The 20,237-nt window shown below is 59.7% G+C and carries 14 protein-coding genes; 7 read left to right on the top strand and 7 right to left on the bottom strand.

Annotated elements, in window-relative coordinates:
* Positions 1-157 precede the first annotated feature (157 nt).
* Together FEZ21_RS07235 and FEZ21_RS07230 are read right to left on the bottom strand one after the other, a co-directional pair.
* Positions 158-454: a hypothetical protein gene (locus tag FEZ21_RS07235; protein WP_003443794.1), complete on the bottom strand. Its 297-nt coding sequence runs from the start codon at positions 452-454 to the stop codon at positions 158-160.
* A gap of 210 nt (positions 455-664) precedes the next feature.
* Positions 665-2,248, bottom strand: a complete 1,584-nt coding sequence (locus FEZ21_RS07230) for a peptide chain release factor 3 (protein WP_003443795.1) — start codon at positions 2,246-2,248, stop codon at positions 665-667.
* 342 nt (positions 2,249-2,590) lie between these two features.
* On the opposite strand from FEZ21_RS07230, the gene FEZ21_RS07225 reads away from it, so the two are divergent.
* The 5 genes from FEZ21_RS07225 (at position 2,591) to FEZ21_RS07205 (ending at position 7,668) form a co-directional block, all read left to right on the top strand.
* Positions 2,591-3,307, top strand: a complete 717-nt coding sequence (locus FEZ21_RS07225; RefSeq protein WP_029612199.1) for an ABC transporter permease — start codon at positions 2,591-2,593, stop codon at positions 3,305-3,307.
* 25 nt (positions 3,308-3,332) lie between these two features.
* On the top strand, positions 3,333-4,235 hold the full coding sequence (locus FEZ21_RS07220) for a glycine betaine ABC transporter substrate-binding protein (RefSeq protein ID WP_003443797.1): 903 nt from the start codon (positions 3,333-3,335) through the stop codon (positions 4,233-4,235).
* 15 nt (positions 4,236-4,250) lie between these two features.
* Positions 4,251-4,904 (top strand): ABC transporter permease, encoded by a 654-nt coding sequence (locus tag FEZ21_RS07215; RefSeq protein WP_003443798.1) that lies wholly within the window; start codon positions 4,251-4,253, stop codon positions 4,902-4,904.
* A complete protein-coding gene (locus tag FEZ21_RS07210) occupies positions 4,901-6,058 on the top strand; it encodes a betaine/proline/choline family ABC transporter ATP-binding protein (protein ID WP_003443800.1) in 1,158 nt (385 codons plus the stop codon). Before FEZ21_RS07215 ends, FEZ21_RS07210 begins: the two co-directional genes overlap by 4 nt.
* Before the next feature lie 446 nt (positions 6,059-6,504).
* The gene (locus tag FEZ21_RS07205) at positions 6,505-7,668 is read left to right on the top strand and encodes a type III PLP-dependent enzyme (RefSeq protein WP_003443803.1); all 1,164 of its coding nucleotides are present in this window, start codon (positions 6,505-6,507) and stop codon (positions 7,666-7,668) included.
* A gap of 74 nt (positions 7,669-7,742) precedes the next feature.
* Here FEZ21_RS07205 and FEZ21_RS07200 read toward each other — a convergent pair whose 3' ends face one another.
* Together FEZ21_RS07200 and FEZ21_RS07195 are read right to left on the bottom strand one after the other, a co-directional pair.
* Positions 7,743-8,492, bottom strand: a complete 750-nt coding sequence (locus FEZ21_RS07200) for a tetratricopeptide repeat protein (protein ID WP_160626762.1) — start codon at positions 8,490-8,492, stop codon at positions 7,743-7,745.
* A gap of 2 nt (positions 8,493-8,494) precedes the next feature.
* Positions 8,495-9,175 (bottom strand): Fe2+-dependent dioxygenase, encoded by a 681-nt coding sequence (locus FEZ21_RS07195; RefSeq protein ID WP_160626760.1) that lies wholly within the window; start codon positions 9,173-9,175, stop codon positions 8,495-8,497.
* Between the two features lie 217 nt (positions 9,176-9,392).
* Between FEZ21_RS07195 and FEZ21_RS07190 the strand changes: the two genes are divergently transcribed.
* On the top strand, positions 9,393-11,696 hold the full coding sequence (locus FEZ21_RS07190) for a TonB-dependent siderophore receptor (RefSeq protein ID WP_003443808.1): 2,304 nt from the start codon (positions 9,393-9,395) through the stop codon (positions 11,694-11,696).
* Between the two features lie 231 nt (positions 11,697-11,927).
* Positions 11,928-14,462, top strand: a complete 2,535-nt coding sequence (locus tag FEZ21_RS07185) for a sulfite reductase flavoprotein subunit alpha (RefSeq protein WP_160626758.1) — start codon at positions 11,928-11,930, stop codon at positions 14,460-14,462.
* Positions 14,463-14,539: 77 nt separating this feature from the next.
* On the opposite strand, the gene FEZ21_RS07180 is transcribed toward FEZ21_RS07185, so the two are convergent.
* The 3 genes from FEZ21_RS07180 to ptsP are packed head-to-tail and all read right to left on the bottom strand — an operon-like array spanning position 14,540 to position 20,090.
* Positions 14,540-16,276 (bottom strand): PTS fructose-like transporter subunit IIB, encoded by a 1,737-nt coding sequence (locus tag FEZ21_RS07180; protein ID WP_160626756.1) that lies wholly within the window; start codon positions 16,274-16,276, stop codon positions 14,540-14,542.
* An 11-nt stretch (positions 16,277-16,287) separates the two neighbouring features.
* Positions 16,288-17,229, bottom strand: a complete 942-nt coding sequence (gene pfkB, locus FEZ21_RS07175; protein ID WP_160626754.1) for a 1-phosphofructokinase — start codon at positions 17,227-17,229, stop codon at positions 16,288-16,290.
* Entirely contained in the window at positions 17,229-20,090 is a 2,862-nt protein-coding gene (gene ptsP, locus FEZ21_RS07170; protein ID WP_160626752.1) for a phosphoenolpyruvate--protein phosphotransferase, read from the bottom strand. Before ptsP ends, pfkB begins: the two co-directional genes overlap by 1 nt.
* Between the last annotated feature and the right edge of the window lie 147 nt (positions 20,091-20,237).

Genomic DNA, 20,237 nt, shown 5'->3' with positions numbered 1-20,237 from the left:
AGCTCCCACGGGCCATGTAACATCCAGCTCATAACCCTGCAGGAGCGAGCCTCTCAACAATACAGCGCTCGATAAAAAGCTCGCGAGCAAGCTCGCTCCTACATCATGTCACCGCGTCACCGGGCCGGGGAGCAGGGACAAAGCCGGATTCTGACTGTCAGGACTGGCTGTCCCCCTCGTCGCCTTCATCACCGTTGTCGCCGTTGTCGCCACCGCCATCCGCGCCACCATCACCGTCCGTTTGATCATCATCCCCCGAACTTCCGCCCTGCCCCTGATCACCAGGTTCAGAGTCAGACTTGTAGATGGCATGCACCGTGGGGCCAGCGACACCAGTGGCCGAAGCCCCGACTCCCGGAAGCGTCAGCGGATTGCTCGCCCATGCGGCTGAAGCACTCACCGTCAGCAAGACCAATACTTTGAGCAACAACACCATGCGTTGAAAAAGCCTCATCGCGAACTCCACCTTGTCGTAGGAAAGATACGATTTAAACCTAGTCCGCCTGCGGCGCTTTTTCCCTAAAAGCTTTTGCCCGCAATAGATCTATTTGGACTTACCCGACCGAAATTGTTATGGGCTTTTGTAACCCGAGGTTCGAGGATTTACGGGCAAAAAAAAGCGAAGCCCGCAGGCTTCGCTTTTTTAACCAGAACTCCGTGGCTCTTAGTGATGCTCACGGGTGGCGCGGAATTTCACATCTGGCCAGCGCTCTTCCATCAACGCCAGGTTAACCCGGGTCGGCGCCAGGTAGGTCAGGTGACCACCGCCGTCAATCGCCAGGTTTTCCACTGCCTTGATCTTGAACTCCTCAAGCTTCTTCTTATCGTCGCAATCAATCCAGCGCGCCGAGTACACGGTGATCGGCTCATAGGAGCATTCCACCTTGTATTCGCCTTTCAGGCGGCTGGCGACCACGTCGAACTGCAGCACACCAACGGCACCCAGAATGATGTCGTTGCTGCGCTCCGGGAAGAACACCTGGGTGGCGCCCTCTTCGGCCAGTTGCTGCAAACCCTGACGCAGCTGCTTGGATTTGAGCGGATCGCGCAGACGGACGCGACGGAACAGCTCCGGGGCGAAGTGCGGAATACCGGTAAAGCTCAGGCTCTCACCTTCGGTGAAGGTGTCACCGATCTGGATCGTGCCGTGGTTGTGCAAGCCGATGATGTCCCCGGCAAACGCCTCTTCCAGCTGTTCACGCTCGGAAGAGAAGAACGTCAGGGCGTCGCCGATACGGATGTCTTTGCCGGTGCGCACGTGGCGCATTTTCATGCCCTTTTCGTATTTGCCCGAGCAGATACGCATAAAAGCGATACGGTCACGGTGCTTGGGATCCATGTTCGCCTGGATCTTGAACACGAAGCCACTGAACTTCTCTTCAGTCGGCTCCACCGTGCGCTCGTTGGCCACCCGGGGCAACGGCTCCGGAGTCCAGTTGACCACCGCGTCGAGCACGTGATCGACACCAAAGTTGCCCAGTGCCGTACCGAAGAACACCGGTGTCAGCTGGCCGTCGAGGAACTCCTGCTGGTTGAATTCATGGCAGGCACCCTGGACCAGCTCCAGCTGGTCAACAAAGCGCTGGTACTCGTCACCCAGGTGCGCACGGGCCTCATCGGAATCGAGCTTCTCGATGATTTTGGTTTCAGTGCGCTCATGGCCATGACCGGCGGTGTAGACAATGATGTAGTCATCGGCCAGGTGGTAAACACCCTTGAAATCGCGGTAGCAACCAATCGGCCAGGTGATCGGCGCGGCCTTGATCTTGAGGACAGCTTCAATCTCGTCCAGCAACTCGATCGGGTCGCGGATATCGCGGTCGAGTTTGTTGATAAAGCTGACGATTGGCGTGTCCCGCAGACGACAAACGTCCATCAGGGCGATGGTCCGGGGCTCAACACCTTTACCGCCATCGAGCACCATCAAGGCCGAGTCGACCGCGGTCAGGGTGCGGTAAGTATCTTCCGAGAAGTCTTCGTGGCCCGGGGTGTCGAGCAGGTTGATCATGTGGTCGCGATACGGGAACTGCATGACCGACGTGGTAATCGAAATACCCCGTTGCTTCTCCATTTCCATCCAGTCGGAGGTGGCATGGCGGTCGGACTTTCGCGATTTCACCGTACCGGCGATCGCAATCGCCTTACCCATCAGCAACAGCTTTTCGGTGATGGTGGTCTTACCCGCATCGGGGTGGGAAATAATGGCGAAAGTGCGGCGTTTCGCGACTTCGGCGGCCTGGTTGGTCATGGGAAATCGCCTGACGATTGATTCAAAAAAGGGCGCGGATTATAGCTCAAATTAGGCCCATGCAGCCACCGTTGGTGCCATGGCTCGTCGGACAAGGGTGGCAATCTGCCGTAAAAAATGTGAACCTTTTGTGCAGTGGAGGCGTCCACTCTCCTGATACGACAAACCGTCAGGTGCTGAAATATCAGCAAGTTAGCCTGACGAGGCTGCGCTAATGACAGGTGATGGCGGCGCTTTTTCGCCCCCCACCCGTTGCTCTTCGCGAACTCATCGTCGGCAGCCAGGAATGGCATTGCCACACGACAATGTGTTCGCCGACCAAGAAAAAAAAGGAGTCCGCCTGTGGCTAATCGCTATGGAAAAGGGCTTATAGGAGGTGTGATTGTTCTCGCACTCCTGGCCCTGTTGGTCCACTGGATCGGCATCAGCACTATCGAACACTATCAAGATGATCTGTTGTTCTACCTGCAAGCCCATCTGTACCTCGTACTCGTTTCAATGTTTGCCGCCCTCCTTGTAGGGATCCCCGCGGGCATTTTCCTCAGCCGACCAAGTATGGCCGGACGTGCGGAACGCTTCATGCAAGTCTTCAACATCGGCAACACCGTGCCACCGCTGGCCGTACTGGCCATTGCGCTTGGCTTTCTGGGGATCGGTAGCGGCCCTGCCATCTTCGCCCTGTTTCTCGCCTCGTTGCTGCCCATTGTGCGCAACACCTATGAGGGCCTGAAAAACGTTCAGGGTTCACTCAAAGAAGCCGCCGTCGGCATCGGCATGACCCCGCGCCAAGTGCTGTGGCGAGTCGAAATGCCCAACGCCGTGCCCATCATCATGGGTGGCGTAAGGGTCGCACTGGCGATCAACGTCGGCACCGCCCCCCTGGCGTTCCTGATTGGCGCCAACAGCCTGGGCAGCCTGATTTTCCCTGGTATCGCCCTCAATAATCAGCCGCAACTCATCCTCGGCGCAGCCTGTACCGCGCTGCTGGCATTGCTGCTCGACGGCCTGGTGATCTTCATCAGCCGCCGCTGGCTGGAACGCGGTCTACGACCTGCATAAGGTCTGGCTGAGCAAAGGAATACGCATGAAAAAATTAAGCTTGTTTTTAGGCTGCATCCTGCTGTTCGCAGGAATTGCCCAGGCCGCAGAAAAACCCCTGGTCCGGATTGGGGCACGGGTTTTTACCGAGCAAACCCTGCTCGCTGAAATCACCTCGCAATACCTCAAGAGCAAGGGCTACAACGCTCAGGTAACCGGCGGGCTGGGCAGCAGCCTGGCGCGCAGCGCCCAGGAGTCCGGGCAGCTGGACCTGATCTGGGAATACACCGGCGTGTCACTGGTGGCCTATAACCACGTGACCGAAAAACTCGACAGCGAGCAATCCTTCGAGCGGGTCAAAGAGCTCGACGGTAAAAAAGGCCTGGTCTGGCTGCACCCGTCCAAGTTCAGCAACACCTATGCCCTGGCGCTGCCAGAAAACGTGGCCAAGGAACACCCGGAAATCAACAGCATCAGCGATCTGAACAAGGCCCTGCGCGACCCGGCGAATAAAGGCGCCCTGGTCTCACTGGATACCGAGTTCGCCAATCGCTCCGACGGGTTGATCGGCATGGCCGAGCTGTATGACATGGATCTGACCCGCAAAAACATCCGGCAAATGGACGCTGGCCTGGTCTATACCTCGCTGAAAAACGGCCAGGTGTTTGCAGGGCTGGTCTACACCACTGACGGTCGCCTGAGCGCTTTCAACCTCAAGTTGCTCGACGACGACAAGCATTACTTCCCGGATTACACCGCCGCTCCCGTAGTACGCAAAGCCTACCTGGACCAGCACCCGGATCTGGCTGACCTGCTCAAGCCACTGGCGGACCTGTTTGACGACGAAACCATGCGCCAACTCAACGCCCGGGTCGACGTCGACCACGAAAGCCCGTCCAAGGTGGCCGCAGACTTCCTGCGCCAGCACCCACAGCTTTTAGCTAACTGACCCGGAGGAAAAGACATGGAATTTCTAAACGCCTTTTCCAACATGGACTGGAATCAGGTCATGCACCTGACCCTGCAACACATTGCTCTGGTCGGGATCGCCGTGACCCTGGCCATTGTGGTTGGCGTACCGCTGGGCGTACTGATGACGCGCTTCCCGTCACTGGCCGGTCCCATGCAGGCCAGCGCCACCGTGTTGCTGACCATCCCCTCGATTGCCCTGTTCGGCCTGCTGCTGCCGTTCTATTCCAAGTTCGGCCAGGGCCTGGGCCCGATGCCCGCCATCACCGCAGTGTTCCTGTACTCATTGCTGCCGATCATGCGTAACACCTTCCTTGCCCTGACCGGCGTGGAACCGGGCATACGTGAAGCCGCCCGCGGTATCGGCATGACCTTCGCCCAGCGCCTGCGCATGGTTGAACTGCCGATCGCGGTACCGGTGATCCTGGCCGGTGTGCGCACCGCCGTGGTGATGAACATTGGTGTAATGACGATTGCCGCCACCATCGGTGCCGGCGGTCTGGGTGTACTTATTCTTGCTGCAATCAGCCGTAGCGACATGTCGATGCTGATCGTCGGCGCGGTACTGGTCAGTCTTCTGGCCATCTTCGCCGACCTGCTTTTGCAATGGCTGCAACGCACGCTGACTCCAAAAGGATTACTCAAATGATCGAACTTCAAAACCTCAGCAAGACCTTCCAAAGCAACGGCAAAGATGTAAAAGCCGTGGACTCGGTAAGCCTGACCGTCAACGAAGGCGAAATCTGCGTGTTCCTCGGGCCTTCGGGTTGCGGTAAAAGCACCACGCTGAAAATGATCAACCGCCTGATCAAGCCAACCTCCGGCAAGATCCTGATCAACGGCGAAGACACCACCGACCTCGACCCGGTCACCCTGCGCCGCAATATCGGTTATGTGATCCAGCAGATCGGTCTGTTCCCCAACATGACCATCGAGGAGAACATCACCATCGTTCCGCGCCTGCTGGGCTGGGACAAGCAAAAGTGCCATGACCGTGCCCGTGAACTGATGAGCATGATCAAGCTCGAGCCCAAGCAGTACCTGACCCGCTACCCCCGTGAACTGTCGGGTGGCCAGCAACAGCGCATCGGCGTGATTCGCGCCCTGGCCGCCGACGCACCGCTGCTATTAATGGATGAGCCGTTCGGCGCGGTCGACCCGATCAACCGCGAAATGATCCAGAACGAATTCTTCGAGATGCAGCGCGCGCTGAACAAGACCGTGATCATGGTCAGCCACGACATTGACGAAGCGATCAAGCTGGGCGACAAAATCGCCATCTTCCGCGGCGGCAAGCTGCTGCAGATGGATCACCCGGACACTCTGCTCGCCCACCCGGCCGACGACTTTGTCAGCAACTTTGTCGGTCAGGACAGCACCCTCAAGCGCCTGTTGCTGGTCAAGGCTGAAGACGCGGCCGACAACGCGCCGTCGGTCAGCCCTGAGACACCGGTGGCCGAAGCACTGGAACTGATGGACGAACTGGACCGTCGCTACGTCGTCGTCACCTGTGCCGACAACAAGGCCCTGGGCTATGTGCGCCGTCGCGACCTGCATCGCCAGACCGGCACTTGCGGCCAGTACCTGCGCGAGTTCACCGCCACTGCAGCCTCCGACGAACACTTGCGCATCCTGCTGTCGCGCATGTACGAGTTCAACCGCTCATGGTTGCCGGTAATGGATGCCGAACGGGTATTCCTCGGTGAAGTGACCCAGGAATCCATCGCTGCCTACTTGAGCTCCGGCCGCTCCCGCGGGGCCAAGACCAGCATTGTTTCACCGGCTGATATGGCCACTGCCTAGATAACCGATCCTGCGGGAGCCTGGCTTGGCGGCGATGCAAACTACGCGGTTTTACTGACAGACCGTGAAGATGCCATCGCTGGCAAGCCAGGCTCGCGCAGCAGGGCACAACTCATCGCTCCCCTTCAAATCCCCTTCTGCGGGAACATCACACTGTCATCAAGGTCGGTTACTTAAATAGCCGAAATTGAACCCCCGACGAATTCGTGCACATACGCGACATTTTTAGTTGATCAAAGGGCAATCACGCCCTAAAGTTCGCGCCGAACATCCATGCTGGAAACGATCCATCCGGCTCAAGTACTGACGACGAGACAGCAAGGTCCATTTACCTTTTTTGCTTTCGGCGGACATGCCTTGGGAAGTAGGCGAACCAAAGTGGGGATACGGAGGATGTTCAGTTGCACCCATTTATCTATGACGTTTGCCACTTGGAGTCCCTCCTCATGTCGATTCAGGTCGAAGACTATTACGCGCGCGAAACCTTCAACAAAATGAAGGCTTTTGCCGACACCCAGGAAACCCCGTTCGTGGTGATCGACACCGCCATGATCAGCAAGGCTTACGATGACCTGCGCGCAGGTTTCGAGTTCGCCAAGGTGTACTACGCGGTCAAGGCCAACCCGGCAGTCGAAATCATCGACCTGCTGCGCGACAAGGGCTCAAGCTTCGACATCGCGTCGATCTATGAACTGGACAAAGTGATGGATCGGGGCGTTTCCCCGGATCGCATCAGCTACGGCAACACCATCAAGAAGTCCAAGGACATCCGCTACTTCTACGAGAAGGGCGTGCGCCTGTTTTCCACCGACTCCGAAGCTGACCTGCGCAACATCGCCAAGGCCGCCCCGGGTTCGAAAATCTACGTGCGCATCCTCACCGAAGGCTCGACTACGGCTGACTGGCCACTGTCGCGCAAATTCGGCTGCCAGACCGATATGGCCATGGATCTGCTGATCCTCGCCCGTGACCTGGGCCTGGTGCCTTACGGCATTTCGTTCCACGTGGGCTCGCAGCAACGGGACATCAGCGTGTGGGACGCGGCGATTGCCAAGGTCAAAGTGATCTTCGAGCGCCTCAAGGAAGAAGACGGCATTGTTCTCAAGCTGATCAACATGGGCGGCGGCTTCCCGGCCAACTACATCACCCGCACCAACAGCCTGGAAACCTACGCTGAAGAGATCATCCGTTTCCTCAAGGAAGACTTCGGTGACGAACTGCCGGAAATCATCCTTGAGCCTGGCCGTTCGCTGATTGCCAACGCCGGGATCCTGGTCAGTGAAGTGGTGCTGGTTGCGCGTAAATCCCGTACCGCTGTCGAGCGCTGGGTTTACACCGATGTGGGCAAATTCTCGGGCCTGATCGAAACCATGGACGAAGCCATCAAGTTTCCGATCTGGACTGAAAAGAAAGGCGAGATGGAAGAAGTAGTCATCGCCGGCCCGACCTGCGACAGCGCCGACATCATGTATGAAAACTACAAATACGGCCTGCCACTGAACCTGGCGATCGGTGACCGCCTGTACTGGCTGTCCACCGGTGCTTACACCACCAGCTACAGCGCAGTTGAGTTCAATGGCTTTCCGCCGCTGAAATCCTTCTACCTGTAAACGCAGCCCCTAAAAAAACCCATGACCTGTCATGGGTTTTTTTATGCCCACAGCCTGTAGGCGCGAGCTCGTGCCTACAGAATCTCGGCTGCCCGTTGCTGGTAAACCGTGGCCAATGCCCGGATTTGCGGGTGCCCGGCATTCAATAAGGTCAGGGCTGCGACCTTGAGAAATTTAAGATTGCCCCCCGCCAACGCGCGCTCAAACCAGATCAACGCCTGATCGATTTCCCCCGCCTCGGCCAGCACCGAGGCGTGGCTGAACTGCCCACGAAAGTCCCCCGCTTCAGCCGAGCGCCGGTACCACAGGCATGCTGCCTCTTGATCGGCAGGGCAATGCACACCCTCCTCCAGATAACGCCCCAGCAAGTTCATGGATTTGGCGTGCCCCAACTGCGCCGCCCGACGGTAATAAAACTGAGCCGTGATCTGGTCTTCAGCCACGCCGCGCCCGGTGGCCAGCAAGTTGGCGTAGTTGTACATCGCCCAGTCCAGCCCGGCTTCAGCCGCCTGACGATACTCCAGGCTGGCCAGGGTCCAGTCCACAGGCCCGCCCCAGCCCAGTTCCCAGCAGCGCCCCAACATGTTGCGCGCCATCAGGTGATCAGCATTGGCGGCAATCTGAAACCAGCGTCTGGCCAGAGCCGGGTCGCGCTCAATCCCCTGCCCGTCCAGCAGAATCTGCCCCAGCAAGGCCTGACCGTCGACGATGCCCTGGCGGGCCGCGAGCAAAATCGCCTGCGCTGCCCGCGCCGGGTTTTCAGCGAGCATGGCTTTGAGTTGCTCGCCGTCGAGTACTTCTTCACGACGCAGTTGAAATGGCATCCCTAAACCTCAACCCAGCGCCGCAACAGGTTGTGATAAGTGCCCGTGAGCCGGATCAACGAGGGGTGATCGGGTACGTCGCGGGTCAGCTGCTGAATGGCGTTATCCATTTCAAACAGCAAGGTGCGCTGGCTGTCTTCACGCACCAGGCTTTGGGTCCAGAAGAACGAGGCATAGCGTGCGCCACGGGTGACCGCATTGACCTTGTGCAGGCTGGTACCGGGGTACAGGACCATGTCGCCAGCAGGCAATTTGACCTGCTGCACACCGTAGGTGTCCTGAATCACCAGCTCGCCACCGTCATAGTCATCGGGGTCGCTGAAAAACAGGGTGGCCGACAAGTCAGTCCGCACCCGCTCGGGACTGCCCTTGGGCTGGCGCACGGCGTTGTCGATATGAAAATCGAAACTGCCACCGCCGGTGTAGCAATTGACCAGCGGCGGGAAGACTTTGTGCGGCAAGGCAGCCGACATGAACAACGGGGTTTGCCACAGCCGCTCAATCATTGCCGCGCCAATTTCCTTCGCCAACGGGTGCCCTTCAGGCAACTGCAGGTTGTGCTTGGCCCTGGCGGACTGAAAGCCGGCGGTGATTTTGCCGTCAGCCCACTCAGTCTGCTCCAGCGCCTCACGAATGCGCTGCACCTCTTCACGGGAAAACAAGCCGGGAATATGCAACAGCATGGCGCGGTACCAGTTAGCGAAGGGACGGCAATGGTATTGATTCTTATTGTTCGTGTAAAACCCTGTTAGGACACCGGAGACGAATGAGTGTGAAAAAACCGTAAAGGGAAATTGTAAAGATTGTAAATTTAGCGCTAATAGTAATTGATCTCAATTGATACAAGGAATTGTTTGCACTATATTTCGCGGCTCAAATTCTGGGGCAAGGGATCTTCACATGTCGCGCCAACTTATAAAAATACCTGTCAGCTCACCGCGTTTACTGGCTTCGGCTATCGGTGTCGCGATTACCGCGACCTCTGCAGCCCATATGGCTCAGGCTGCCGAAAGCACGGACAGCAAAGCACAGGGCAACAGTATTTCCCTTGGCGCGACCACGGTTTCAGGCGAGCAGAACGAGCAGTCCTACCAGATTGAAAAAGCCGACTCCCCGAAGTACACCGCGCCCCTGATTGATACGCCCCGCTCGATCACCGTGATCCCGCAACAACTGATCAAGGATACGGCCGCAACTTCCCTGCAAGACGCATTGCGCACCGTTCCAGGCATTACCTTCGGCGCAGGTGAAGGCGGTAACCCGCAAGGCGACCGGCCGTTCATTCGCGGCTTTGACGCCCAGGGCGACACCTATCTGGACGGCGTGCGCGATACCGGCGCCCAGACCCGCGAGATTTTCGCCGTTGAATCGATTGAAGTCGCCAAAGGCCCGAACTCGGCATTTGGCGGTCGCGGTGCAGCCGGCGGCACCATCAACATGGTCAGCAAAAAAGCCCATCTGGGTAATTCGTTTGATGGCGGCTACACCTGGGGCTCGGACCAGACCCAACGCTATACCCTGGACGGTAACTATCAGTTCAGCGATACCGTTGCCGGTCGTCTGAACCTGATGAGCCACGAAAGCAATGTGGCCGGTCGCGACAATGTCAATTACGACCGCTGGGGTATTGCTCCTTCCCTGGCGTTTGGCCTGGGCACCGATACCCGGGTCAACGTCGATTACTACCACATGGAAAGTAACGACCTGCCGGACTCGGGTATTCCTTACGGTTTCTCGGTGGGCAAAACCCATACCGCAGACAGCCCGGACAAGCCGAACGACGGTGGCGACAGCAGCAATTTCTACGGCCTGAAAGATCGTGACTTCCGCAAAACCCGCGCCGATATCACTACTTTTTCGTTTGAACACGACTTCAGCGAAGACCTGCACGTCAAGAACACCCTGCGCCACGGCAACACCCTGCAGGATTACATCCTGACCCAGCCGGACGACAGTAAAGGCAACGTCAACAACGGCAGCGTCTGGCGCCGGGCCAACACCCGCGTGAGCAACACCGCCACCACCACCAACCAGACCGATCTGTTTGGTGACGTATATATCGCCGGCTTCAAAAACAGCTACTCCACCGGTATCGAACTCAGCCGCGAGACCAGCAGCAAGTCGTCCTATACCGTTAATACCAGCACCACCCCGGGTACCGCTGGCGGCTCTAACTGCACTCCTGGCATGATCGGCGCCCCAAGCGACTGGAACTGCACATCCCTGGGCAACCCGAATGCCAATGATCCATGGAACGGCTCGATCGCACGCAACTATGCCGGTACTGACAGCGCCAACACCACACGCGCCATTTATGCGATGGACACGCTGGAACTGTCACCTGAGTGGCTGCTGAACATGGGCCTGCGTTACGACCACTTCGAGACCAAGTACAAATCGTACACGGCCGCCGGAGCGACCACTTACAAGGGATCTGACACCAGCGACTTCTTCTCCGGCCAGCTCGGCCTGGTGTGGAAAGTCCAGCCTAACGGCAGCGTGTACGTGTCTTACGCCACCTCGGCCACCCCGCCGGGCTCGATGCTGGACAGCAATGAAACCAACCCGTTGAGCGGTACTCCGGATCGCACCGGCAAGATTCTGGCCAGCGACATGGAACCGGAAGAAACCACCAACTACGAACTCGGTACCAAGTGGGATGTGTTCAACGACCGCCTGTCTCTGACGGCAGCCATCTTCCGCACCGAAAAAGAGAACACCCGGGTCCAGACAGACGCTGATACCTACGAGAACGCCGGCAAAACCCGCGTCGACGGCATCGAACTGTCTGCCTCCGGTAAAATCACCGAGCAATGGCAAGTGTTTGCGGGCTACACCTATCTGGACGGCAAGCAGCGCGATGGCGGCCCTTTGAACAAGGCTACCGATGGCAACCAGCTGCCCAACACCCCGAAAAACAGCGCCAGCCTGTGGACCACTTATGCGATCACACCCAAGCTGACCATCGGCGGCGGTGCGTTCTACGTGGATGAAGTATTCGGTAACGTCGCCAACTCGACTTACGTTCCGGCTTACACCCGCTACGACGCAATGGCCAGCTACAAGCTGACCAAAAACGTTGATCTGCAACTGAACGTACAGAACCTGACCGACAAGACTTACTACGACAAAGCCTTTTCGACCCACTTCGCCAACCAGGCGGCGGGCCGTACAGCCTTGTTGACCACCAGCGTTCATTTCTGATGCCAACCTGGTAATGATCACTGGTGGGAGCTGGTTTGCCAGCGATGCAAGCGATACGGTTTTACCGTTAAACCGCGCAGCTGCAATCGCTGGCAAGCCAGCCGCCCACACAGAGATGCCACAGCTTTAGCGCAAAGCCCTGTCCAACGATGGTCGGGGCTTTTGTGTGTAAACAACCTGCACGGCAAACTGCGCCGTGAAGCATTCAATTGAGCGAGCAAGGCGGTCGTCGTGTTTAAGAAAACCCTTTTTCAGCTGCACTGGTTTTTCGGGATCACCGCAGGGCTGGTCCTGGCCCTCATGGGGATTACCGGCGCGACGGTGTCGTTCCAGGACGAACTGCTGAACTTGCTCAACCCCTCGGTGCTCAAGGTCGAGAAACTCGACAGCGGCACCCTGGCGCCCGCCGAACTGGTACGCCGGGTCGAGGCCACTGAAGGCAAACAGGTGTCCATGCTCTGGGTCGGGGTGGACAGCGACAGTGCCGCACGGATTTTCTTCACCCCGCCGCCGGGGGAGCGCCGCGGTCAACTGCGCTATGTCGACCCTTACACCGGCACTTATCAGGGCGACGCCAGCGGCCAGGGCTTCTTCGATCTGATGCTGCAACTGCACCGCTTTCTGGCCATGGGCCAAACCGGTCGCCAGATCACCGGTGCCTGCACCCTGATGCTGATTTTCTTCTGCCTCTCGGGCCTCTATCTGCGCTGGCCGCGCCAGGCACTGAACTGGCGTGCCTGGCTGACCCTGGACTGGGCAAAAAAAGGCCGCAGCTTCAACTGGGACCTGCATTCCGTGGCGGGTACCTGGTGCATGATTTTTTACCTGCTGGCCGCCCTGACCGGCTTGTCGTGGTCCTACGAGTGGTACAACAAAGGCCTGCAAAAACTGTTTTCGGACAGCCCCAACAGCCAGCAGCGCAAAGGCGGTCGCGGTCAGCCCGGCCCTGCGGGGCCGGCCCCTGTAGCCGATTACGATGCCATCTGGGCCACTATCCAGCAGGCTGCAGGGCCGCAACTGAGCCTGTACAACGTGCGGATGCCACCGGTGGCCGGGCAGCCGGCCACGGTTTTTTATCTGCGCAGCGACTCGCCCCATGAGCGGGCCTTCAATCAGATCGTGCTCGACCCGGTCACTGGCGTAATCAAACAACACCAGCGCTACGCAGACAAAAGCTACAAGGCGCAATTGCTGACCAGCATTTACGCGCTTCACGTGGGCAGTTACTGGGGCCTTCCCGGGCGCATCCTGGTGACCATCGCCAGCCTCAGCATGCCGTTGTTCTTTATTACCGGCTGGTTGCTGTACCTGGACCGGCGTCGTAAAAAGCGTCAGATCAAACAGGCGCGCCAGGGTTTGTCCACGGCGCACAGCGATGCATCGCCCTGGTTGATCGGCTTTGCCAGCCAGAGCGGTCTGGCCGAACAACTGGCCTGGCAGAGCGCCGGACAATTGCAGGCCGCCGGATTTGCAGTGCGGGTGCAACCGCTGGCAGCGCTCAGTGAGCAGGACTTGCAGCAGGCCAGTCATGCACTGTTTGTCGTCAGTACCTTTGGCGATGGTGAAGCCCCCGACAGTGCCCGTGGCTTTGAACGCAAAGTCCTGAACCAGCCTTTGGCCCTGAGCAGTCTCAAGTATTCGTTGCTGGCCCTGGGCGATCGCCAATACCCGCACTTCTGCGGCTTTGCGACCCGGGTTCAGCAATGGCTGAACGAGCGTGGCGCACAATCATTGTTCACTCCGGTCCAGGTCGACAGCGGCGACCCCGAGGCGCTGCAGCACTGGCAGCAACAGCTCGGTCAACTGACCGGTACTGCGCCGGCGGCCAACTGGCAGGCACCGGGTTACAACAACTGGACCCTTGAACAACGCCAACTGCTCAACCCTGGCAGCAGCGGCTCCGGGGTTTACCTGCTGGGGCTCAAGGCCCCCCATGCCAGCGATTCATGGCAGGCAGGTGATCTGGTTGAAGTCATGCCACGGCAGTCCCCGGCAGCGATTGAGCATTTCCTGCAAGGTCTGGGTCTGTCGGCAGACACCCGGGTACAGCTCGATGGTCTGCAAGAAACCCTGGCCCAGGCCCTGGGCGGGCGTCAGCTGCCGGACAATCGCGGGCATCTGGTGGGCATGCATGCACAGGCATTGGTCGACGCCTTGATCCCGCTGCACATGCGTGAATACTCCATTGCCTCGATCCCCGAAGATGGCCTGCTGCAACTGATCGTGCGTCAGGAGCGCCATGCCGATGGCAGCCTGGGCCTGGGTTCGGGCTGGCTGACGGAACACGCAAATGTGGGTTCTGCCATCAGCCTGAGGGTACGGCGCAACAGTGGTTTCCATCTGCCCGCCGAACCTTGTCCGCTTATTTTGCTGGGCAATGGCACCGGCCTGGCGGGGCTGCGCAGCCTGCTCAAAGCGCGCATTGCCAAGGGCCAGCAGCGTAACTGGCTGTTCTTTGGTGAACGCAATGCCGCCCATGACTTCCACTGCCGCGAAGAACTGCAGGGCTGGCTGGCCAGTGGTGATCTGGCGCGGCTGGATCTGGCGTTTTCACGGGATCAGGCACAGAAGATTTATGTACAGGATCGCTTGCGCGAGTCAGCTGATGAAATACGCAGATGGCTGGCAGACGGCGCCGCTATTTATATCTGCGGCAGTCTGCAAGGGATGGCGGCGGGTGTGGATCAGGCCTTGACCGAGCTGCTGGGCGAGCCAGCGCTACAAGCACTGATCGAGCAAGGGCGTTATCGGCGGGATGTGTATTGAACCGATGCCCGCCCCCCTGCAGGAGCGGGCTTGCCCGCGAGCGGTTCAAGGGCTCGCGGGCGGTTTGAGTCAAGGCCTCAGGCCTTGGCAGTCTCCAGCGCCATTTCCGCCGGTTCCGCACGTTTGATCACGGCATACACCACTGCCGTCACCAGGCTACCGGCGACAATCGCCAGCAAGTACAGCAGCGCATGGTTGATCGCATTCGGGATCAGCAGCACGAACAAGCCACCGTGCGGTGCCATCAGCTTGCAGCCGAAGTACATCGACAGTGCACCGGTCAAGGCGCCCCCCAGAATGCTCGCCGGAATCACCCGCAGCGGGTCTTTGGCGGCGAACGGAATCGCACCTTCGGAGATAAAGCACAGTCCCAGCACCAACGCGGCTTTGCCCGCCTCGCGCTCGGTCTGGGCAAATTTGCGCCGGGCAATAAAGGTCGCAATCCCCAGGCCGATCGGCGGCACCATGCCGGCAGCCATGGTGGCGGCCATCGGCGCGTAACTCTGCGAAGCCAGCAGCCCCACCGAAAACGCGTAGGCCGCCTTGTTGATCGGCCCGCCCAAGTCGACACACATCATGCCGCCCAGCAGAACGCCCAACAAAATGGCGTTGGTGGTGCCCATGCTGTCGAGGAAGTGGGTAAGGCCTTCGAGCATGCCGGCCACTGGCTTGCCGACCACATAGATCATCACCAGGCCGGTAAACAGGCTGGCAAACAACGGGATGATCAGAATCGGCTTCAGCGCTTCCAGACTTTGCGGCAATCGCGCATAGCGATTGATCGCCTTGGCGCAGTAACCGGCGATAAACCCGGCAATGATCCCGCCGATAAACCCGGCACCCAGGGTACTGGCCAGCAGCCCGCCAATCATCCCCGGCGCCAGGCCCGGGCGGTCGGCAATCGAGTAGGCGATATAGCCCGCCAGCAATGGCACCATCAGTTTGAACGCCGCATCGCCACCGATCTGCATCAGTGCCGCCGCCAGCGTGCCGGGCTCTTTATAGGCCGTGATCCCGAACACGAAGGACAGGGCAATCAGCAAGCCGCCCGCCACCACCATTGGCAACATGAACGACACGCCGGTCAGCAGATGTTTGTAGACCCCGGTTTTCTCTTGCTTGGCCGGCGCTGAACCATCAGCCGCTGCCGTCTCTTCCCGGCCTTCGCTCAAGGCTTTGTTCAGGGTGGCTTCGGCTTGCTTGAGGGCGATACCGGTGCCGCAGCGGTAAATCTTCTTGCCGGCAAAACGCTCGGTCGGCACTTCGATATCAGCCGCCAGCAGCACCACATCGGCTTCTCTGATGGCCTGCGGGCTCAGCGGATTGCGCGCACCGACCGAGCCCTGGGTTTCGACCTGCAGCTCGTAGCCCAGACGCTTGGCCGCCTGCTGCAATGCTTCGGCGGCCATAAAGGTGTGCGCCACCCCGGTCGGACAGGCGGTGATGGCGACGATTTTCGGCCCGCGCTGCGGGCTCTCAGCCTCGGTAGAGACTGCTGGAGCGACATACACCCGGGCTTCCTGGGCGCCGCGCTGCAGTATCGCTTCGACATCTTGCAGGGCCTGGGCCGGGGTGCTCTGAAACACGGGTTTGCCAACAAAGCGCTGCATGTCCAGAGGCGTGCTGCTGACCACCAGGACCCATTGCGCTTGATCGATGGTTGCCTGGGACAGCTGGCGTTCCGGATGCTTGGGGTCATGCACTTCGACACTGGTGCTCCACCCCTGACGTTGCGCCGCTGCGTCCAGCAATCGGGCGCACAGCACGCTGGTGACCATGCCGTTGGGGCAGCCCGTGACAATGGCTAATTTCATGTGCAGTCCTCTTATTCTTGTGTCAGGGGGCAAAGGCTGACACCGCTTTCAAGCGTCGCCAGGTGCACCGCATCGCTGATGCCAAAACCGATTTGAGTGACCGCCAGCGCCCCGATGGCGGTGGCAGTGCGCAAGGTCTGCTCGGGGGTGTGGCCGCTGAGCAGGCCATGCAGCATGCCCGCCAGCAGTGAGTCGCCGGCACCCACGGTGCTGGCGACGCGAACCTTGGGCGGCCGCGCCTGTAAGGCAAATGCCGGGTTGAACCAGTTCACCCCTTCAGCACCTTGGGAAATCACCACATGCTCAACGCCCCGGGCCTGCAATTGCGCGGCAGCCGCGGTCTGCGCCTCAAGGCTGGCAATGTCGTGCCCCAGCGCGGCGCTGAGTTCTTCGGTGTTGGGTTTGATCAACCAGGGGCCCGCACTCAAACCTTGCTTCAAGGCTTCGCCACTGGTGTCCAGCACCACTTTCAGGCCAAGGGACTTCAGACGTCGCAGCAATTCACACAACCACTGCGCGCTGATGCCTTGGGGCAAGCTGCCAGCCACCACCACCGCGTCATGGCTGGCGGCAATCTGATCGAGCTTGTCGAGCAAGGCCTGTTGCGCCAGCTCACTGACCTGTGGCCCCGGCCCGTTGAGGTCGGTTACGCGGCCATCGTCTTCAGCCAGCTTGATGTTGCTGCGGGTGTCACCGGGCACGCGGATAAAGGCGTCGACAAAACCGCGGCTGGCAAACAAGGCGTTGAACGGCGCTTGATTGTTTTCACCGAGAAAACCGCTAACGGTGACGCTGTGACCCAGATCGGCCAGCACCTGTGCGACATTCACCCCCTTGCCCGCGGCATGGCTCAGCAAAGCCTGGCTGCGGTGGACTTGCCCCGGTTGCAGATGGGACAGGCGCACGGTCAGGTCCAGGGCCGGGTTAAGGGTTACGGTCAGGATTCTGGCCATCAGAGCGCCTCCACCAAGGCCCGGACTTCTTCCGGGCTACCGACGCTCAAGGCCTGGGTAGCCAGGGTCTTGAGACGCTCCATGCTCAATTCGCGAACCCGCGCCTTGACCTCGGGAATGCTGCGCGCAGACACACTCAACTCATCCACGCCCAGGCCAACCAGCACCGGCACCGCCAGCGGATCGGCCGCCAGCTCGCCGCATACGCCGACCCATTTGCCATGGGCATGGGCGGCACGCACGGTGATATCGATCAATTGCAACACCGCCGGATGCAAACCGTCGGCCTGTGCCGACAGGGTCGGGTGGCCCCGGTCGATGGCCAGGGTGTACTGGGTCAGGTCGTTGGTGCCGACGCTGAAAAAATCGACTTCCTTGGCCAGCATCGGGGCCAGCAAGGCGGCGGACGGCACTTCAATCATGATCCCCAGCTGTAAGTCAGCCACCGGGATTTCCAGGCGCAGACGTTCGGTCATGTCACGGGCGGCGCGCCATTCGGCCACGCTGCCAACCATCGGGAACATGATGCGCAGCGGGCGGTTATCCGCTGAGCGCAACAGCGCCCGCAACTGGCTTTCCATGATGTGCGGACGTTGCAAGGTGAGACGAATACCCCGTACTCCAAGAAACGGGTTTTCTTCTTTCTCGATCGGCCAGTACGGCAGCGGCTTGTCGCCGCCCACGTCCAGGGTGCGTACCACCAGAGGCCGCCCGTCCAGGCCATCAAGCACCCGACGGTACTCGGCTTCCTGGGTGGCTTCGTCCGGCGCCTGGCTGTGGGCCATGAAAATCAGCTCGGTGCGCAGCAGGCCTATACCTTCGGCGCCCTGCTCGACCGCGTTGGCCACACCCTTGCTCTCGCCGATATTGGCAAACACTTCGACCCCATGCCCATCCACAGTAACGGCCGGTTCATGACGTTGCTCGGAGGCAGCCAATAAGCGCTGTTCGCGGCTGTCACGCTCAGAAGTGGCGCGCTGCAGGGCGTCGGCATCCGGTGCGACATGCAGGCGGCCACGCTGGCCATCAATCAATAGTTGAGTGCCGGGCGCCAGCAGCAATACCGCTTCGCCAGCTCCGACCAATGCAGGAATCCCCAAGGCCCGGGCGACAATCGCACTGTGCGCGGTGGCGCCACCACGGGCCGTCAAAATGCCTGCAACCCGTGCCGGATCAAGACGCGCCACGTCGGACGGGCCCACTTCGTCCATCACCAGTACATAGGGTTGATCAGGTTCGGCCGGGGTTTGCACGCCACACAACTGCGCCAGAACACGGCGCCCGATGTCACGTAAATCCGCGGCGCGCTCGGCCAGCAATGCATCCTGCAACGACTCTTGCTGACGTGCAGCCGCCTCGATGACCGACATCCACGCGGCCTCGGCGCTTTCGCCCTGCTTGAGCCGGGTATCGACCTCATCGGTCAGCTCCGGGTCATCGAGCATTTCCTGATGGGTGATAAAAATTTCGCGAATGGCCTTGGACTGGCTGCGCTGAATCAGGCCTTCAATGTCCTGACGTACCTCGGCCAAAGCTTTTTTCAGACGTTCACGCTCAATCGCCGCTGATTCGCCACGCAGCGGGTAATCGATAATTTGCAGCACTTGAATGTGTGCCGGGCCGATGGCAATTCCGGGCGCGGCGGCGATGGCCTGGATCACGCTGCCGTCAGCCGGAGCTATGAGCAGCGTGGCGATGTCGGCCACGGGTGCTGCTGACTCGGCCAGCAGCGGCAGCGGCTCGACTTCTTCGCCCAGGCCTTCTTCAATGGCGGCCAGTATCGCCGGCAATGCATCACCGGCAATTGCGGGTTCGGCGACAAACTCCAGCACCTGGCCGCGACGTGCGCCCAGGCTGAGCAATTTGCTCAGGCTCTTGGCCGATACAGCCGACTCCTGGCCGTCAACAATTCGTACACGGATCTCGCCATCAAAGCTCTTCGCCAGTTGCGCGAGTATTTTCGCCGGACGGGCGTGCAAGCCGTGGGCGTTGGCCAGAGTGATACGGGCACTCGGCCAGTCAGCCGGTAATTCGCCGCCCAGCACTTCAAGTACTGCACGACTGCTGGTGGCGCGTCCCAGTTCATGCCCGCGACCTTCGATCAGCAGCGCACACAAGCGTTCAAGCAATGCCTGGTGGGCTTCTCCCAGGCTTGCCAGGCAGAACAGCCCGCTCAGTGGCTGGCCCAGATAGCGCATCGGCTTGTCCGGGGTCACAAAAGCCAGGCCCGGGCGCTTGACTGTTTGCTCGCTGTGCAGCCACCACAAACCATCACCCAGGGGCAATGCGTCCACCTGTTGCAACACCGCAGCAAAGCCGTTGCTCACACAATCGGCCTGACGCAGCAGGCGGGCACCGCGCCAGACCAGTTCTTCGAAATCATCGGCGGAGACACCGAGGCCGATCATCTGCGCATCCAGTGCCAGTTCCTGTGGCGCGCCCTGGAGCAATTTGAGCAAGGCTTCGGCGGAACTGGCACGACGCAATGCCTGGCCCAGATCGGTTTCGCCCAAAGCCCGGGTCAGCAGTTGCAGCAGGCGCAAATGCTCGTCGGACTTGGCCGCAATGCCGATCGCCAGGTACACGATCTGACCGTCGCCCCAGTCCACTCCATCGGGAAACTGCAGTAAACGCACGCCCGTGGCATACACCAGGTCGCGGGTTTCAGGAGTGCCGTGGGGAATGGCAATTCCCTGACCCAAGAAGGTCGAGCCCTGAGCCTCACGCGCTTGCAAGCCTTTCAGATAACCTTCGGCCACCAAACCATCGGCGACCAGCTTATCGGCGAGTAAATGCAGCGCCGCAGACTTATCCACAGCCGTCTGGCCCATGGAAATCTGCTCTATGGTGAGCTCGAGCATGCGTTCTCCTTTTCCGGTGCTCCATGGCACCAGGTATTGTTTTGAATTAAGTCAGCGTAGATAGCTCCCCCCGAAGGCCTGAGTCATGTGTGGCAAGCACATTGCTCTGCGGGGTAAAGATCCATTAAACACGCCTGCTGAAACGTT

This window comes from Pseudomonas sp. 9.1(2019) (assembly GCF_009910445.1).
GTDB classification, from domain to species: domain Bacteria; phylum Pseudomonadota; class Gammaproteobacteria; order Pseudomonadales; family Pseudomonadaceae; genus Aquipseudomonas; species Aquipseudomonas paraversuta.
The sequence above is the reverse complement of the archived record's forward strand: the minus strand, read 5'-3'. Positions and strand labels throughout refer to the sequence as shown.

Bases quoted from the DNA above. Each gene is read 5' to 3' on its own strand.
- FEZ21_RS07235 (WP_003443794.1), bottom strand. From the start codon at position 454: ATGAGGCTTTTTCAACGCATGGTGTTGTTGCTCAAAGTATTGGTCTTG.
- FEZ21_RS07230 (WP_003443795.1), bottom strand. From the start codon at position 2,248: ATGACCAACCAGGCCGCCGAAGTCGCGAAACGCCGCACTTTCGCCATT.
- FEZ21_RS07220 (WP_003443797.1), top strand. From the start codon at position 3,333: ATGAAAAAATTAAGCTTGTTTTTAGGCTGCATCCTGCTGTTCGCAGGA.
- FEZ21_RS07215 (WP_003443798.1), top strand. From the start codon at position 4,251: ATGGAATTTCTAAACGCCTTTTCCAACATGGACTGGAATCAGGTCATG.
- FEZ21_RS07210 (WP_003443800.1), top strand. From the start codon at position 4,901: ATGATCGAACTTCAAAACCTCAGCAAGACCTTCCAAAGCAACGGCAAA.
- FEZ21_RS07205 (WP_003443803.1), top strand. From the start codon at position 6,505: ATGTCGATTCAGGTCGAAGACTATTACGCGCGCGAAACCTTCAACAAA.
- FEZ21_RS07200 (WP_160626762.1), bottom strand. From the start codon at position 8,492: ATGCCATTTCAACTGCGTCGTGAAGAAGTACTCGACGGCGAGCAACTC.
- FEZ21_RS07195 (WP_160626760.1), bottom strand. From the start codon at position 9,175: ATGCTGTTGCATATTCCCGGCTTGTTTTCCCGTGAAGAGGTGCAGCGC.
- FEZ21_RS07190 (WP_003443808.1), top strand. From the start codon at position 9,393: ATGTCGCGCCAACTTATAAAAATACCTGTCAGCTCACCGCGTTTACTG.
- FEZ21_RS07180 (WP_160626756.1), bottom strand. From the start codon at position 16,276: ATGAAATTAGCCATTGTCACGGGCTGCCCCAACGGCATGGTCACCAGC.
- pfkB (WP_160626754.1), bottom strand. From the start codon at position 17,229: ATGGCCAGAATCCTGACCGTAACCCTTAACCCGGCCCTGGACCTGACC.
- ptsP (WP_160626752.1), bottom strand. From the start codon at position 20,090: ATGCTCGAGCTCACCATAGAGCAGATTTCCATGGGCCAGACGGCTGTG.